This window comes from Shinella zoogloeoides (assembly GCF_033705735.1).
In the GTDB taxonomy this organism is placed as follows: Bacteria; Pseudomonadota; Alphaproteobacteria; order Rhizobiales; family Rhizobiaceae; genus Shinella; species Shinella zoogloeoides_A.
Window position 1 is genome coordinate 3,151,884 of the sequence record NZ_CP131130.1, and the last position, 14,261, is coordinate 3,166,144.

A 14,261-nucleotide genomic window follows, 5' to 3' on the forward strand; every position below is an offset into this window, starting at 1 on the left:
AGACACACCACCATGCTCAACGATCCGCGCTCCCATGGCCTTTGGGAGATGACTGCCCCGCCCGCCCCCGAAACCGCCGCCTTTTCCGGCTCGACCGAGGCGGACGTCGTCATTGTCGGCGGCGGCTTCACCGGCTTTTCGACCGCCCTTCATCTTGCCGAGCGCGGCACGCGCGTCGTCGTGCTCGAAGGGGCGGAAATCGGCTATGGCGGCTCCGGCCGCAATGTCGGCCTCGTCAATGCCGGCATGTGGGTGATGCCCGACGAACTGCCCGGCGTGCTCGGCGACGTCTATGGCGGCCGCCTGCTCGAAGTGCTCGGCAATGCGCCCCGCCTCGTCTTCGACCTCGTCGAGAAACACGCCATCGATTGCGAGATCAATCCCGTCGGCACGCTGCACTGCGCCGTCGGCCAGTCCGGCTTCGACGAACTCAAGCAGCGCGCCGAGCAATGGGCCCGCCGCGGCGCCCCGGTGCGCCTGCTCGACGCCGCCGAGACGGCGGTGAAGGTCGGCACGGACGCCTATGCAGGCTCGCTGCTCGACCTGCGCGCCGGCACGATCCAGCCGCTCGCCTATGTGCGCGGCCTTGCCCGCGCCGCCATCGCCGCCGGTGCGAAGGTCTTCACCGGCAGCCCGGTGACGGGCGCGGAGCGGAACGGCAAGCGCTGGACGGTCAAGACAACACGCGGCACGGTCACGGCGGACTGGGTGGTCGTCGCCACCAACGCCTATACGGTCGCCCCATGGAACGAAGTTCGCACCGAGCTCGTGCATCTTCCCTATTTCAACTTCGCCACCGTGCCGCTCTCGCCGGAGATGCAGGCAAAGATCCTGCCGGAAAAGCAGGGCGCATGGGACACGAAGGAAGTCCTCTCCTCCTTCCGCTTCGACAAGCGCGGCCGTCTCGTCTTCGGCAGCGTCGGCGCGCTGCGCGGCACCGGCACCGGCATCCACAAGGCCTGGGCGCGCCGCGCCCTGAAGAAGCTGTTCCCGGCGATCGGCGACATCGCCTTCGAGGCGGAATGGTACGGCAAGATCGGCATGACCTCCGACAGCCTGCCGCGCTTCCACCGCCTTGCCGAAAACGTCATCGGCTTTTCCGGCTATAACGGCCGCGGCATCGCGCCCGGCACGGTCTTCGGCCGCACCCTCGCCCAGCTCATTGCCGGCGAGATCGCCGAAATGGACCTGCCGCTGCCCGTCAGCGAGCCCGAGGCGCAGTCCTTCCGCACAGTGCGCGAAGGCTATTACGAACTCGGCGCGCAGATCGCCCATTTCGCCGGCGCGCGCCTCTAGAGCATTTCCAGCAAAAGTGCGAAGCGGTTTTGCGTTCGGAAATGCGGCGAAACTTCCAGGCGAAAGCTGCCCGAGGCACTGCAAACAGAAAGGCCGGCATTACGCCGGCCTTTTATCGTTTCAGCCCATGCGCTCCGACTTGTAGGAGCCCGGGCTCGGCGGGAAGACGATGGTCTTGTTGCCGTTCATGAAGACCCGGTGGTGGATATGGGCGTGCACGGCGCGGGCGAGCACCTGGCTCTCCACGTCGCGGCCGATCGAGACATAGTCGTCCGCCGACTGCGCATGGGTGATGCGCGCGACGTCCTGCTCGATGATCGGACCCTCGTCGAGGTCTTCCGTCACATAGTGCGCCGTCGCGCCGATCAGCTTCACGCCGCGCTCGAAGGCCTGCTTGTAGGGGTTGGCCCCCTTGAAGGACGGCAGGAACGAGTGGTGGATGTTGATGATGCGGCCCGACATCTTCTTGCAGACGGCGTCCGACAGGACCTGCATGTAGCGGGCGAGAACGATGAGTTCGGCGCCGGACTGCTCGACGACTTCCATCAGCCGTGCCTCGGCCTGCGGCTTGTTCTCCTTCGTCACCTTGACGTGATGGAAGGGGATATCGTGGTTGACGATGACTTTCTGGTAATCGAAATGGTTGGAGACGACGCCGACGATGTCGATCGGCAGCGCGCCGATCTTCCAGCGGTAGAGCAGGTCGTTGAGGCAATGGCCGAAGCGCGAGACCATCAGCAGCACCTTCATGCGCTCGTCGCTGTTGTGGAACCGGTGGACCATCGCGAATTTCTTGGAGATCGGAGCGAAGCCGGCATCGATATCGTCCTGCGTTGCGCCGCCCTCGCTGGTGAAGGTGAGGCGCATGAAGAACAGGCCCGTCTCGAGGTCGTCGAACTGCGACGAATCCACGATATTGCATTCCTTCTCGGCCAGGTAGCCGGTGATCGCAGCGACGATGCCGCGGGTCGATTGGCAGGTTACGGTCAGCACATAGCTTTTCATCGGTCTCATCTCGCGTTCGGCCGGTGCTGCGGGCAGGCGCCGGCGATCCCCTTTTTTGCGGCCGCGTGAACGGCTCGGTGCATATTTCAGGCCGCTCGCGGCAGCGCAAGCCCCTGCAATGGCGGAAAGCTACGCCGGGTCTTGCAAGGAATCCCTCCGGTTCGCGACATCCAATGCGTCGAAAATGCCAGCAGGCCCGCCCGAAGCCGCCCCACCGCCCTTCCGGCCCGCTCTGCGTGATCCCGCCTGAAGGGCGAAGGCGGCGCTTTCTTGCACAAATGCAAGCCCGGCCCCTTCCGGGCGAAAATCCATATGGACACTATTATGGACATATGTTCTATAAAATGGACAGAGTAGACGGGAGCGCGCCATGCATCTTTCCATGTGGACCTATCCCTGGGACATCCAGGACCAGGGACTGGAGGCGCTCGCCGCCGACCTTGCCGGCCGCGCCGGGCTGAACACGGTCAGCATGGCCACCTCCTACCATGCCGGCCGCTTCCTTCAGCCGCGCAGCCCGCAGCAGAAGGCCTATTTCCCGGAGGACGGCACGGTCTATTTCCGGCCGGACGAAAGCCTCTGGCGGGACAAGACGATCCGCCCGCTGATGGCCGAAAACGTCGCCGAGCGCGGCGACATGCTGGCGGCGCTGGCCAAGGCACGGGCGCAGACCGGCCTCAAGGTCTCCTGCTGGACGGTCTGCCTGCACAACAGCCGCCTCGGCATGCTGCATCCCGGGCATGTCACCCGCAATGCCTTCGGCAATGCCAACTATTACAATCTCTGCCCCTCCAGCCCCGCCGCGCGCGACTATGTCGTGACCCTCGTCCGCGACATCACGACGAACCACAAGCCCGACATGCTGGAGCTGGAGAGCCCGAACTTCATGGGCTTTGCCCATGAATACCACCACGAGAAGGACGGCGTCGGCCTCAATGCCGAGGACGACTTCCTGCTCTCGCTCTGCTTCTGCGACCATTGCACCGCGCGGGCCGAAAAGGCCGGCGTGCCGGTGGAGGGCGCGCGCAGGACGGTCGCCCGCTTCATCGCCGAGCTTTGCGAGCGCGCCGTGCCGGAGCGACAGTTCCCCGATTTCCCGGAAGCCGGCATCGACACCTTCCGCGCCCATCCCGAGCTTCACGCCTTCCTCGCCTGGCGCAGCGAGCCGGTGACGAGCCTGATCGGCGAGATCAGGGCCGCCGCCGACCCGGCGACGCGCATCGTGCTGATCGACCTCAAGGACGGCTGGCTCGGCGGCGTCGACCTTGCCGCCGTCGGCAGGCTCTGCGACGGGGCGATCCTCTGCTGCTACGACATGACGCCCGAGGCCGTCGGCGAGGTCATCCGCACTGGCCGGACGCTGCTCGGGCCGGACAAATTCCTGGGGCTCGGCCTTCGCGTCTTCTATCCCGAGGTCGACGGCCCGGACATCCTGACCGCGCGCGTGAAAAACGCCGTCGAAGCGGGCGTCGACGGCGTCAATTTCTACAATTACGGGCTCATTCCGGCCAGACGCCTCGACTGGGTGGGCGAGGCGGTGGCGGCGATCAGCCGCTGATCGGCTCGGCCACCTGGATCAGGCAGTCGCCGGCCTCACTGTCCGTGTGCAGCCGGTGGGAGATGACGATGCCGCCTTCGGCAAAGCGCAGCGCCTCCTCGCCGTCGTCCAGTCGCTCCAGATCGTGATACCAGCCGGCAAGGTCGCCGGCCGCCACATGCGCGCCGAGCGCGACGGCCGGCTCGAACCAGCCGCGCCGGCTGGCATAGATGCCCTGGCTGTGCCGCGACAGCGAGAGAAGCTGAAGCGCGGGCGGCGCGGGCAGGGCCTGCCGCGACAGGACGGGCTTCTCGATAATGCCGAGCGCCAGGAGCAGCCGGTCGATGGCCGCCGCCGTGAAGGCCATGCTGTCAGGCGTCACCGTTCCGCCGCCGCCGAATTCGCCGGAAAGGCCGATCGTGCCGGCCCGGCCGGCGGCCCCCATCGAGGTCGGCGCCGCCGGCCCGTTGTCGGCGATGAAGGCATGGGCCGCGCCCATCGCCCGCATCAGGTCGAGCGAGCGCTCGAAACGCGCGGCATCGGCCTGCCGCTCGATGAGCGTGCAGGCCAGATGCGCCATGGAGGTGCCGCCGGAATGGAGGTCGAGCACTGCGTCGTGCTGCGGGAACAGCGTGTGCTCGAGGAAATGCGCCAGCCGCGCCGTCGGCGTGCCGGCGGGATCGCCCGGAAAGGCGCGGTTGAGATTGCCGCCGTCGAAGGGCGAGCAGCGTTTGGCCGCCATCACCGCCGGCAGGTTCGCCATCGGCAGGATGGTGACGGCGCCGCGGATCTTCGCCGCATCGAGAAGCCGCATCAGCCGCCCGAGCTGAAGCTCGCCCTCATATTCGTCGCCATGGTTGCCCGCCATCAGCAGAAGGCTCGGTCCCGCGCCGTTCTTCAGGCGCAGGATCGGGATGCGGATCTGGTAATAGGGCGAGCGGTCGACCGAATAGGGAATGGCGAGATGCCCGGCCTGCCGGCCGTCCAGCGCGAAATCGATCGGGTTGACAAGTCCGCTGTGCATGGGGGTCTCCAGTCCGGGCAGGGGCCGCCCTCAGAGGGCGGCGACGGCGGTCATTTCGACGCGCAGGTCGGGATCGGCAAGGCGGGCCTCGACGCAGGCGCGGGCCGGCGGATTGGCTGGATCGATCCACGCATCATAGACACCGTTCATCGCATCGAAATCCACGATCGCCGGCAAGAAGACATTGACGGCAAGGAGCTTCGAGCGATCCGTGCCGGCTTCCTTCAGAAGGGCGTCGATCTTGCCGAGCACGTCCTGGGTCTGGGCTTCGATGCCGGCCTTGCGGTCTTCGGCGACCTGGCCGGCAATGTAGACGAGACCGCCATAGCTGACGGCCTGGCTCATGCGCGAACCCTTCTGGTAACGCTGGATCATCGCGTGTTTTCCTTTTCTTCTGTGCTTGCTTGGGGAGGATCAGCCGAAGCTGGTGAGATAGGCGGCCGTCACCGTATGGTCCGGGTCGAAGCCGTAGAGGATGGCGTGCCGGTCGAGGCAGGTGCAGGGATGCGAGATGCCGAACTCGACAACATCGCCGATGGCAACATCGCCTGCCCCCGGCAGGGCGACGAAGGCGTGCTGGTCGTTGAGGCGCAGCACCTCGGCGCCGGTGAAATCGCCAAGCCGCGCGCCGTTCCGGTAAAGCGCCAACGGTCGCGGCAGGCCCTGGTCGATGGCGACGTCGCGAAGGCCCATGCCGCAGATCGCAAGGCCCGACTCGGGGCGCGACAGCACCTCCGCCCAGACCCTGAGCGCCGGCTGGAAGCCCCCGGAGGCCGACACGGTCTCCTCGCCGATACGGAAGCCGCCGCGCGCATCGAGGCCGGCAAGGCCACGCTCGTAGATGCCGTGGTCGTGGAAGAAGATCGCCCCGCAGCGCAGCACCAGCCGGCAATCGGGATCGGCCTTGACGGCGGCGGAAAGCCCGGCGACGACCCGGTCGAAGAAGACCGAACCGCCCGCTGTCACAACCAGCGGCCGCTCGCTGCCGATGCGGGCGCGCACCTTCGGCAGGAAATCCGCCGTGAGCCGCATCAGGCCGTCGATCCGGCTGAGCGTCTCGTCGGCGTCGGCGGTCGCGGCGGCGCCCTCATAGGCGGCGATGCCGGTCAGCCGGAAGGTTGGCGTTTCCGCCGCAAGGATCGCGTCGAGGATCGCCCCGGCGGCCTCGGCGCTGCGCGCACCGGCGCGACCGGCACCGAACTCGACCAGAAGGCCGAGCGGCGGCAGGTCGCCGCGCTCCTGCCAGGCCGTGCGCAGTGCCTCGGCAAGCGGAAGCGAATCGACGAATATATGTATCTCCGCCGTCGGATAGCCGGCGAGCAGCGCGGCAAGGCGACGGGCAGCGGCAAGGCCGCCGATCTCGTTGGCAAGCATGAGCCGGCGCTGGCCGGCCTTCAGCAGCACGGCGGTCTGGCGGATATCGGCGACGGTCGTGCCCCACGCGCCCGCGGCCAGCAGCGCGCCGGAAATCGCCGTCGACATCGGCGTCTTGGCATGCGGGGCGATCTCGACGCCCTGACCTTTCACATAGGCCATCATCAGGTCCACATTGGCGGCGAAGGCCTGCCGGTCGAGCGAGATCAGCGGCAGCGCCATACTGCCGTCGAAGGGCTTCCAGCCCTGCCTGCCGATGGCATCGAGCGCAAGCGGCGCATGGCCCGGCGGAAAGCCGCGGATGCGGTCGTCGATCATCGGATTGTCGGTGGCGGCGTGAAGGTCAGACATGGTGTTCTCCCATCCCGAGGCGGTAGGTCTCGTTGGCGGTCGTGAAGAAAAGGGCGCGCTGCTCGTCGAGCGAAAGCGGCGCGGCGACGGTGCGAAAGACCTCGTAGACCTCGTCGAAGGAGGCATGCAAGCCGGCCACCGGGAAATCGCTGGCGAACATCGCGCGCGCCGGTCCGAAGCAGTCGAGCGCGTGCTCGATGACCGGCCGCAGGCTTTCGAGCGTCCATTCATTGTCATAGGCGACGAGGTCGGAAATCTTCAGCCGCACGTTCGGCTCGCGGCCGAGCGCCCGCAGGCCGCTCCTCCAGAGCGCCATGCCCGCCTCGCTCCGGTCCGCCGGGCTGCCGGCATGGTTGAGCGCGAAGAGCGTGTCGGGAAAGGCGCGCACGAGATCGACCGCCTCGTCCATCTGCCAGGGATAGAGCATCAGGTCGAAGACGAGGCCGGGGCGGGCGAGATGGGCAAGCCCCCGGCGCCAGGCGGGATCGGCCATGCGATGCGGGCGCGGCGCAAAACTCTTTGCCGGCTCCGGGTGCCAGCTCACGATGTCGCGGATGCCGACGACGTTCGGATTGGCCGCCTCCGCCTCGAGCAGGCGAAGGACATCGGGACTGTCGAGGGGGACGCGGGCGACATAGCGCCGCGCGATGCCACAGGAACGGTCGAGCCCGTCCAGCCAGCGGCTTTCCTCCAGCGGATGCGCGTCCGACCAGCCGGCTTCGACATGCACCGTGGCGACGATGTCCTGCCGCGCGGCATCGGCGCGATATTCGGCGATGCCGTAGTCCTTCAGGATCGGCGCGAGGCTGCCATAGACCATCTCGCCGCCGGTCGCCCACGCCCTTTCCAGCCAAGGGTGACGCCCGAGCGACAGGTCCCAGAGATGGTGGTGCGGGTCGATGACCGGCCCGCCGTAGCGCATGCTCATCGCCGCGCCTCTCGGCCGGAAATGAGCAGCAGCGCGAGGATCAGCGTGCCGAACATGATCGAGCGCCAGCCGGGCGAGGCATTGACCACCGTGATCAGCGCCGTCGTGGTGACGAGCAGGATCGCGCCCGGAATGGTGCCGGCATAGGTGCCGCGCCCGCCGAGGATGGAGGTGCCACCGAGCACGACGGCCGCGATCGACGTCAGGAGATAGGGATCGCCGATGCCGACATAGCCCTGCCGATTCATGCCGAGCACCAGGATGCCGGCAAGGCCCGCGAAGAAGCCCGAGAGAGCATAAAGGATCAGCGTGTTGCGCGTGACGCTGACGCCGGAAAGCCGCGTCGCCAGCGGATTGGCCCCGAGGGCGAGGAAGCGCGCGCCGATGGGCATACGGTGGATGAGCAGCAGCACGGCGGCCGACACGACGACCCAGAGGATCACGCCGGCGGGAATGCCGAGCGGCCGGGCTTGCCCGAGCAGGATGACCGCCGGATTGCTGACCGTGACCGCGCTGCCGCCGGCGACGATGACGAGCAGGCCCTGCAGGAAGGTCGCCATGGCGAGCGTCATGATGATCGGCGGCACGCGGAGATAAGCCGCCCCCGCGCCGTTGAGGAAACCGATGCCGGCGGCAATCGCCAGCGCAAGGACGATGCCGACGAGGCCGGTCGGGTCCCAGGCGGGGGAGATCAGCGGCAGGAGGATCGCCGTGACGGTGATGACCGCGCCGACCGAAAGGTCGATGCCGCCCATCAGGATGACGAGCGTCTGTCCGGCCGCCGCGATGCCGATGACGGCGGCAAGCTCCAGAAGGTAGCGCAGGTGCCCGTAGGCGCCGAAGCCGCGCAGCGTGAGGCCTGCGACGAGCCAGACGAGCGCCACCAGCACGAAGGTCAGGAGCGGCGGGTTGCGGAACAGGGATCGCACTGCATTCATCGCCTTGCCCTCCAGACGCCGAGAAGTTCCGGCACCGCGACGGCGCCGACGATGATCAGGCCCTGCGCGACATATTGCGCGACGGGTGGGAAGCCGAGGAAGAACATCACGTTGATCATGACGGAGAGCAGCAGGCTGCCGCAGATCGCCCCGCGCATCGTGCCCTTGCCGCCGAGGAAGCCGACGCCGCCGAGCACGGCCGCGGCAATCGAGTTCAGCGTGAAGGGATTGCCGATGACCGGGTCGCCCGAGCCGGTCTGCGCCGCGACGAAGAGGCCGGCCAGCGCCGCCAGCAGGCCGGAAAGCGCGAAGGAGACGATCTTCACCCGTTCGACCGGAACGCCGGAGCGGAAGGCGCCGACGGGATTGTCGCCCGCCGCATAGATGCCGAGGCCGAGCGGCGTTGCCAGAAACGCCTTCCAGAGCACGAGGATGACGACGAGCAGCAGGAAGGCGACCGGCGTGTGGCCGGCAAGCGTCGTCGAGAGCCAGCCGGGGATGAAGCCGCCCGGACGCGGAAGGAGGATCAGCGCGACGCCGGTGATGATGAAGGAGCCGGCCAGCGTCACGATGATCGCCGGCAGGCGCAGATGCGCGACGATGGCCCCGGTGACGGCGCCGATGGCAAGGCCGGTGAAGGCGACGGCGAGGAAGCCGCCCGGCACGCCGAGGACGCCCTCCATGGTGGTCGCGGCGATGACCGCGCCGAGGCTGACGAGCGGGCCGATGGCGAGCGTGATGCCGCCGTTCAGCATCAGCAGCGCCTGCGCCATGGTGACGAGCGCCAGCGGGAACCAGTTCTGCGTGAACTTGGAAAAGCCGCCGACGGAAAGGATGCCCGGAAAGAGCACGGCATAAAGGATCAGGAAGGCGGCGACGACGAGATAGAGGCCGCCGAGGCCGCGGTTGCGGCGGCGCTGGACGGCGCCGTAGAGCCAGCCGGAGGACGAAACAGCGCTCATGCGGCCGCTCCCTTTCTGTCGATGCCCATGGCCGCGCCGACGATGGCCTCTTCACTGATGGCGTCGCCCGACAGCGTCGCCGCGACGCGGCCCTCGCGCAGCACCACGACGCGGTCGCACAAATGCACGAGCTCGGGCGTATCGGAGCTTGCGAGGATGACGAGCCGGCCCTCGGCGGCGAAGGCGCGCAGCATGAGGTAGATCTCGCGCTTGGTCTCGATGTCGACGCCGCGCGTCGGATCGTTGAGCAGCAGCACGGACGGGTCCAGCGGCAGCCACTTGGCGAGCGCCACCTTCTGCTGGTTGCCGCCCGAAAGCGCCTGCACCGGACGGGCGACGTCGCCCTTGATGGTGAGCCGGCGGGCGACATCGGCGATCAGCCCGGTTTCCGCGGCCCGGTCGCGCAGGCCCCCACGCGCAAGCCGGCCGAGAGAGGGCAGGATGAGGTTGGAGGCGATGGAATGCGGCAGCACCAGCCCCTCGTGCTTGCGGTCGGCGGGCACATAGACGATGCCGGCCGCATTGGCCGCCTCGACATGAACGGGCAGGCCGTTCCTGCCGGAAACCGCAGCCTTGTCGGCCTTTGAGGGAATCGCGCCGTAAAGGCCGAGCAGCAGGTCTTCCTGCCCCTGCCCGACGAGGCCGCCGATGCCGACGATCTCGCCCGCATGGGCGAAAAAGCCGATGTCGCGCACGAGGCCGGCGGAAAAGCCCTCGACGCCGATGCGCCGCGTGCCAGGATTGGAAACGGCGCGCGGCGGGAAGAGATCGCCCGTCTCGCGGCCGACCATCAGGCGCACCAGCCCCTCCCCGTCGATGCCGGCAAGCGACTGGTCGGCGGTGACGCCGCCGTCCTTCAGCACGGTGACGTGGGAGCAGAGCGCCTGCACCTCGTTGAGACGGTGGGAGATATAGAGCAGCGCCGTGCCGCGGTCGCGCAGCGTCTCGATGAGGCGGGCGAGGATGCCGGCCTCATGGGCGGAGAGCGAGGAGGTCGGCTCGTCGAGGATGAGCACGCGGGGCTTACGGAAGAGCGCCTTGGCGATCTCCACCATCTGGCGGCGGCCGAGTGCGAGGTCGGCGACCGGCATGTCGAGCGGCTCGGTGAGGCCCACCATGTCGCAGACCTCCCGCACGCCGCGATGGAGCGCAGCATAGTCGATGAGGCCGAAGCGGCGCGGGAAGGCGCCGAGGCCGATATTCTCGGCGATCGACAGGTCGGCCGTCAGGCTCAGCTCCTGCTGCACCACGGCGATGCCGGCCGCGCGGGCGGCGGCCGGGCTGAAGCGCCCGACCGGCTTGCCGTCGACGGAAATCGTGCCGCTGTCCGGCTGGAGAGCGCCGGACAGCAGATTGATCAGCGTGGATTTTCCCGCGCCGTTCTCGCCGAGCAGGGCATGGACCCTGCCCGGCAGAAGGGCGATATCGACGCCCTTCAGAACCGGATTGCCGAAAAATCCCTTGAACACCTGCCGGGCTTCCAGCAGGGGCCTTGGTTCCGTCATGACGGCGTCCTCTTCGGGTTTACTGCGCGATCAGCTTGTCGAACAGCGCCTGATCGTAATCCGAATAGATGTAGCCGTCGGCCGGGAACTGGTCGGCGCGGGCGAGGTAGCCGTCGATCGAGCTGTCGTCGATGACCGGCAGCGGAACCTTGATGAAGGCGGGAACGTCCTTGCCTTCCAGCGCCTGCACGGCCGTGTAGACGGAAAGCGCGCCGAGCCAGTTCGGCTGCATCGTCGCCCAGCCCTTCAGGCCCTTTTCCTTCCACAGTTCCAGGAACTGGCGGGCATTCTCGCCGGTGATCGGAACCTGCTCGCGGCCCTGGCGGTCGAAGGCCATGACGGAGCCGGCCGAAAGCGCGCCGCCGAGCGAGAGCACGCCGTCGATCTCCGGATTGGCGAAGAGCAGGCTCGTCATCGCCTCCTGCGCCGGGGCGACGTTATATTCGGTGTTCGTCTCGGTGATGATCTCGAGGCCCGGATTGGCGTCGAGCACCGGCTGGGCGCCCTTGCGGCGGTCGTCGCTGACCGAGATGCCGGCCGGGCCGTTCATGACGATGATCTTGCCCTTGCCGCCGAGCTGGTCGGCAAGCCACTTGGCGGCGCCCGCGCCCCATTCACTGGAATCGGTGTTGATCTTCGCCGTCACCTTGTCGGTGTTGACGAGGCTGTCGAAGTTCACGACCGCGATGCCCTTGTCGCAGGCATCCGAAATGACGCGGTCGAGCGCGTTGGACGAGCCGGCGATGACGACGATGGCGTCGACATTGGCGTCGATCATCGACTGGATATGCTGGATCTGCGTCTGGGCGTTGCCCTGCGCATCCGTGATCATCAGGTCCTTGACGAGGCCGTCCTTCTTCAGCGTCTCGACCTCGGCGGCAATCGTGCCTTCGGTCTGCTTCATCCAGGTCGGCACCGAATAGATGTTGGCCCAGCCGATCGTATAGGGCGCCTTGCGATCGCCCTTGATGCAGTTGGCGGCGGCCGACGCCGTGCCGGCGCCAAGGACGAGGAGAGCCGCGGCGGCAGCGGCACCCGCGAGAAGGCGGCTGCGCAGCGAGGCGGACGGGCGGTGCTTGGAAATGTTCATGTCGATCCCCTTTTTGTGCGGCAGCAGGAACGGGCTTGCCATCCGTTTATGTCCAATATAGTGTACATATGATCTTTATAGCGGACGGCGCGATCTTATGCCGATTTTTCCGCCCCGCAAGAGGGGGGCGAAAATTTCCCTGGCAGGGGCCGGAAACGAGCGGATTGACAGATGCCGCGGCCGGCGTGACAAGCTGGCGCGACAAATGAGGATGGACAGGCATGGATGCGATTGCGGACGAAGCAGGCGGCAAGCGGGCGAGAGGGCTCGACCGGGCCTTCGAGATCCTCGATTTCCTGCGCCAGAAGCGCCAGCCGCTGAAGCCGAACGAGATCGCCGCGCAGATCGGCGCGCCGCGCTCATCGGTCTATGAACTGGTGAACCTCCTCTTGCGCAACGGCATCCTGGAATTCACCGGTGGCGAGGGCCGGGTCTATCTCGGCCGCAAGCTCTATTTCCTCGGCGCGGCCTACGAGAACCATTTCGACTTCACCCGCGAATGCGAGGCGGCGCTCGACCGGCTTGCCGACGAGACGCGCGAAACCGCGCAGTTCTGCATGCTGGACGGCAACAAATATACGGTCGTGCGCATGCGCGAGGGCGCCCGGCCCTTCCGCATCTCCACCGACATGGGCCAGTCGGTGCCGATCCCGTGGACCGCCTCGGGCCGGCTGCTGGTCGCGCATATGACGGATGCGGAGATCCTCGCCTTCATCCCGCCGGAGGATTTCCGCCTGCCGAGCGGCGAATGGCTCGATCCGCAGGCATTCCTGGCCGAGGTGCGGCAATCTTCGGCCGACGGCTTCTTCACCTTCAACAGCATCGTCGACAGCTTCACCCATTGCTTCGCCGTGCCCGTCATGGATGAGGAGCGCCATGCCGTGGCGACGCTCTGCCTCGTCGCCCCGCGCGCCGACGGCCTTGCCAACCGCGACCGCTACCTCGCCTGCCTGAAGGACGCCGCCGCCACGCTCGGCCACGTGCCGGCACGGGCGAAACGCGCCTGATACGGGCTATTATTTATTGGATAGCCAGCGATCCATCCCGAGCGCGGCCGCACGGCCGGTGGCAAGACACGCCGTCAGCAGGTAGCCGCCGGTCGGCGCTTCCCAGTCGATCATCTCGCCCGCGACGAAGACGCCGGGCAGCGCCTTGAGCATGTATCCCTCGTCGATGGCGTCGAACCTCACGCCGCCTGCCGACGAGATCGCCTCGGCAATCGGCCGCGAACGCACGGGGCGGAGCGGCACCGCCTTGATCGCCGCCGCCAAAGCCGCGGGAGCCAGCGCGGCCGCATCGGGAATGCAGGCCCGCAGCAGAGCCGCCTTCACTCCGTCGAGCCCGGCGCCCTTGCGCAGCCGGGTGGAAAAGCTCGCCTTGCCGCCCTGACGGGCGAGATCCGCAGCCAGCCGCTCCATCGTGCGGCCCGGCGCGAGATCGAGCGTCAGGATCGCCGTCCCGGCTTCCTCCAGCGCATCGCGCAATACAGCCGCATGGGCATAGATCAGGCTGCCCTCGACACCCGAGGCCGAGATGACGAATTCGCCGGGGATCGTCCCGGCCGCCGAGCGCGCCGTGACGCCCTTGACCGGCGCGCCCGCGAATTTCTCCACGAAGAACGCCGGCCAATCGACATCGAAACCGCAATTGGCCGGCCGGAAGGGCGCGATATCGACGCCCCTTTCCGCAAGCGCACCGACCCAGCCGGCATCCGAGCCGAGGCGCGGCAAGCTCGCCCCACCGAGCGCCACGAGGATCGCATCGAAGGCCATGGTAATCGCGCGCCCGGACGTCTCGACCGCCAGCCCCTCCGGCGCGAAGCCCGTCCAGCGATGGCGCACGCGGATATCGACCCCCTGCCCTTCCAGCCGCGCCCGCCAGGCGCGCAGCAGGGGCGAGGCCTTCATCACGGTCGGAAACACCCGGCCGGACGACCCGACGAAGGTCTGCGTGCCGAGCCCGGATGCCCAATCCCGCAGATCGTCCGGCGGGAAGGCATCGAGCGCCGCACGCAGATGCCCGTTCGCCGCGCCGAAACGGGTGGCGAAGCGCTCATAGGGCTCGGAATGGGTGATGTTGAGGCCCGACTTGCCGGCCAGCAGGAACTTTCGCCCGACCGTCGGCATCGCCTCCAGCACCGTCACGGCATGGCCGCGCGCGGACAGCATCTCTGCCGCCATCAGCCCGGCCGGCCCGCCGCCGACGATCCCGATCCGCTTTGCCATCCTGTTCCCGCGCACTGACATTTCGA

Annotated in this window: 13 protein-coding genes; 3 read left to right on the forward strand and 10 right to left on the reverse strand. The window is 67.7% G+C overall.

All coding sequences use genetic code 11. The annotated features are described in order from the left end of the window. The first annotated feature begins 12 nt into the window (after window positions 1-12). On the forward strand, window positions 13-1,296 hold the full coding sequence (locus ShzoTeo12_RS15585; protein WP_318910286.1) for an FAD-binding oxidoreductase: 1,284 nt from the start codon (window positions 13-15) through the stop codon (window positions 1,294-1,296). 120 nt (window positions 1,297-1,416) lie between these two features. On the opposite strand, the gene purU is transcribed toward ShzoTeo12_RS15585, so the two are convergent. Further along, the gene (gene purU, locus ShzoTeo12_RS15590) at window positions 1,417-2,301 is read right to left on the reverse strand and encodes a formyltetrahydrofolate deformylase (protein ID WP_119257885.1); all 885 of its coding nucleotides are present in this window, start codon (window positions 2,299-2,301) and stop codon (window positions 1,417-1,419) included. A 370-nt stretch (window positions 2,302-2,671) separates the two neighbouring features. On the opposite strand from purU, the gene ShzoTeo12_RS15595 reads away from it, so the two are divergent. Next, a complete protein-coding gene (locus tag ShzoTeo12_RS15595) occupies window positions 2,672-3,859 on the forward strand; it encodes a hypothetical protein (RefSeq protein ID WP_318910287.1) in 1,188 nt (395 codons plus the stop codon). Here ShzoTeo12_RS15595 and ShzoTeo12_RS15600 read toward each other — a convergent pair. The 8 genes from ShzoTeo12_RS15600 to ShzoTeo12_RS15635 are packed head-to-tail and all read right to left on the reverse strand — an operon-like array spanning window position 3,849 to window position 12,010. After that, window positions 3,849-4,862, reverse strand: a complete 1,014-nt coding sequence (locus ShzoTeo12_RS15600) for a succinylglutamate desuccinylase/aspartoacylase family protein (protein WP_318910289.1) — start codon at window positions 4,860-4,862, stop codon at window positions 3,849-3,851. The genes ShzoTeo12_RS15595 and ShzoTeo12_RS15600 overlap by 11 nt on opposite strands. A gap of 30 nt (window positions 4,863-4,892) precedes the next feature. Beyond that, a complete protein-coding gene (locus ShzoTeo12_RS15605) occupies window positions 4,893-5,237 on the reverse strand; it encodes a RidA family protein (RefSeq protein WP_119257888.1) in 345 nt (114 codons plus the stop codon). A gap of 39 nt (window positions 5,238-5,276) precedes the next feature. Then, window positions 5,277-6,587: an alanine racemase gene (locus ShzoTeo12_RS15610; protein WP_318910291.1), complete on the reverse strand. Its 1,311-nt coding sequence runs from the start codon at window positions 6,585-6,587 to the stop codon at window positions 5,277-5,279. Next, entirely contained in the window at window positions 6,580-7,515 is a 936-nt protein-coding gene (locus ShzoTeo12_RS15615) for an amidohydrolase family protein (protein ID WP_318910293.1), read from the reverse strand. Before ShzoTeo12_RS15615 ends, ShzoTeo12_RS15610 begins: the two co-directional genes overlap by 8 nt. After that, window positions 7,512-8,453, reverse strand: coding sequence for an ABC transporter permease (locus tag ShzoTeo12_RS15620; protein ID WP_318910295.1), 942 nt, complete (start codon window positions 8,451-8,453; stop codon window positions 7,512-7,514). The genes ShzoTeo12_RS15615 and ShzoTeo12_RS15620 overlap by 4 nt, the downstream gene beginning before the upstream one ends. Then, complete coding sequence (locus ShzoTeo12_RS15625; RefSeq protein ID WP_318910297.1) at window positions 8,450-9,415, reverse strand: ABC transporter permease; 966 nt, start codon at window positions 9,413-9,415, stop codon at window positions 8,450-8,452. The genes ShzoTeo12_RS15620 and ShzoTeo12_RS15625 overlap by 4 nt, the downstream gene beginning before the upstream one ends. Continuing rightward, window positions 9,412-10,920, reverse strand: coding sequence for a sugar ABC transporter ATP-binding protein (locus ShzoTeo12_RS15630; protein ID WP_318910299.1), 1,509 nt, complete (start codon window positions 10,918-10,920; stop codon window positions 9,412-9,414). Before ShzoTeo12_RS15630 ends, ShzoTeo12_RS15625 begins: the two co-directional genes overlap by 4 nt. Window positions 10,921-10,939: 19 nt before the next feature. Next, window positions 10,940-12,010, reverse strand: a complete 1,071-nt coding sequence (locus tag ShzoTeo12_RS15635; RefSeq protein ID WP_318910301.1) for an ABC transporter substrate-binding protein — start codon at window positions 12,008-12,010, stop codon at window positions 10,940-10,942. Between the two features lie 221 nt (window positions 12,011-12,231). Here ShzoTeo12_RS15635 and ShzoTeo12_RS15640 point away from each other — a divergent pair, with 221 nt between their 5' ends. Further along, complete coding sequence (locus ShzoTeo12_RS15640) at window positions 12,232-13,017, forward strand: IclR family transcriptional regulator (RefSeq protein ID WP_318910303.1); 786 nt, start codon at window positions 12,232-12,234, stop codon at window positions 13,015-13,017. Window positions 13,018-13,026: 9 nt separating this feature from the next. Here ShzoTeo12_RS15640 and ShzoTeo12_RS15645 read toward each other — a convergent pair whose 3' ends face one another. Then, window positions 13,027-14,235: a TIGR03862 family flavoprotein gene (locus tag ShzoTeo12_RS15645; protein ID WP_318910305.1), complete on the reverse strand. Its 1,209-nt coding sequence runs from the start codon at window positions 14,233-14,235 to the stop codon at window positions 13,027-13,029. Window positions 14,236-14,261: the final 26 nt, after the last annotated feature.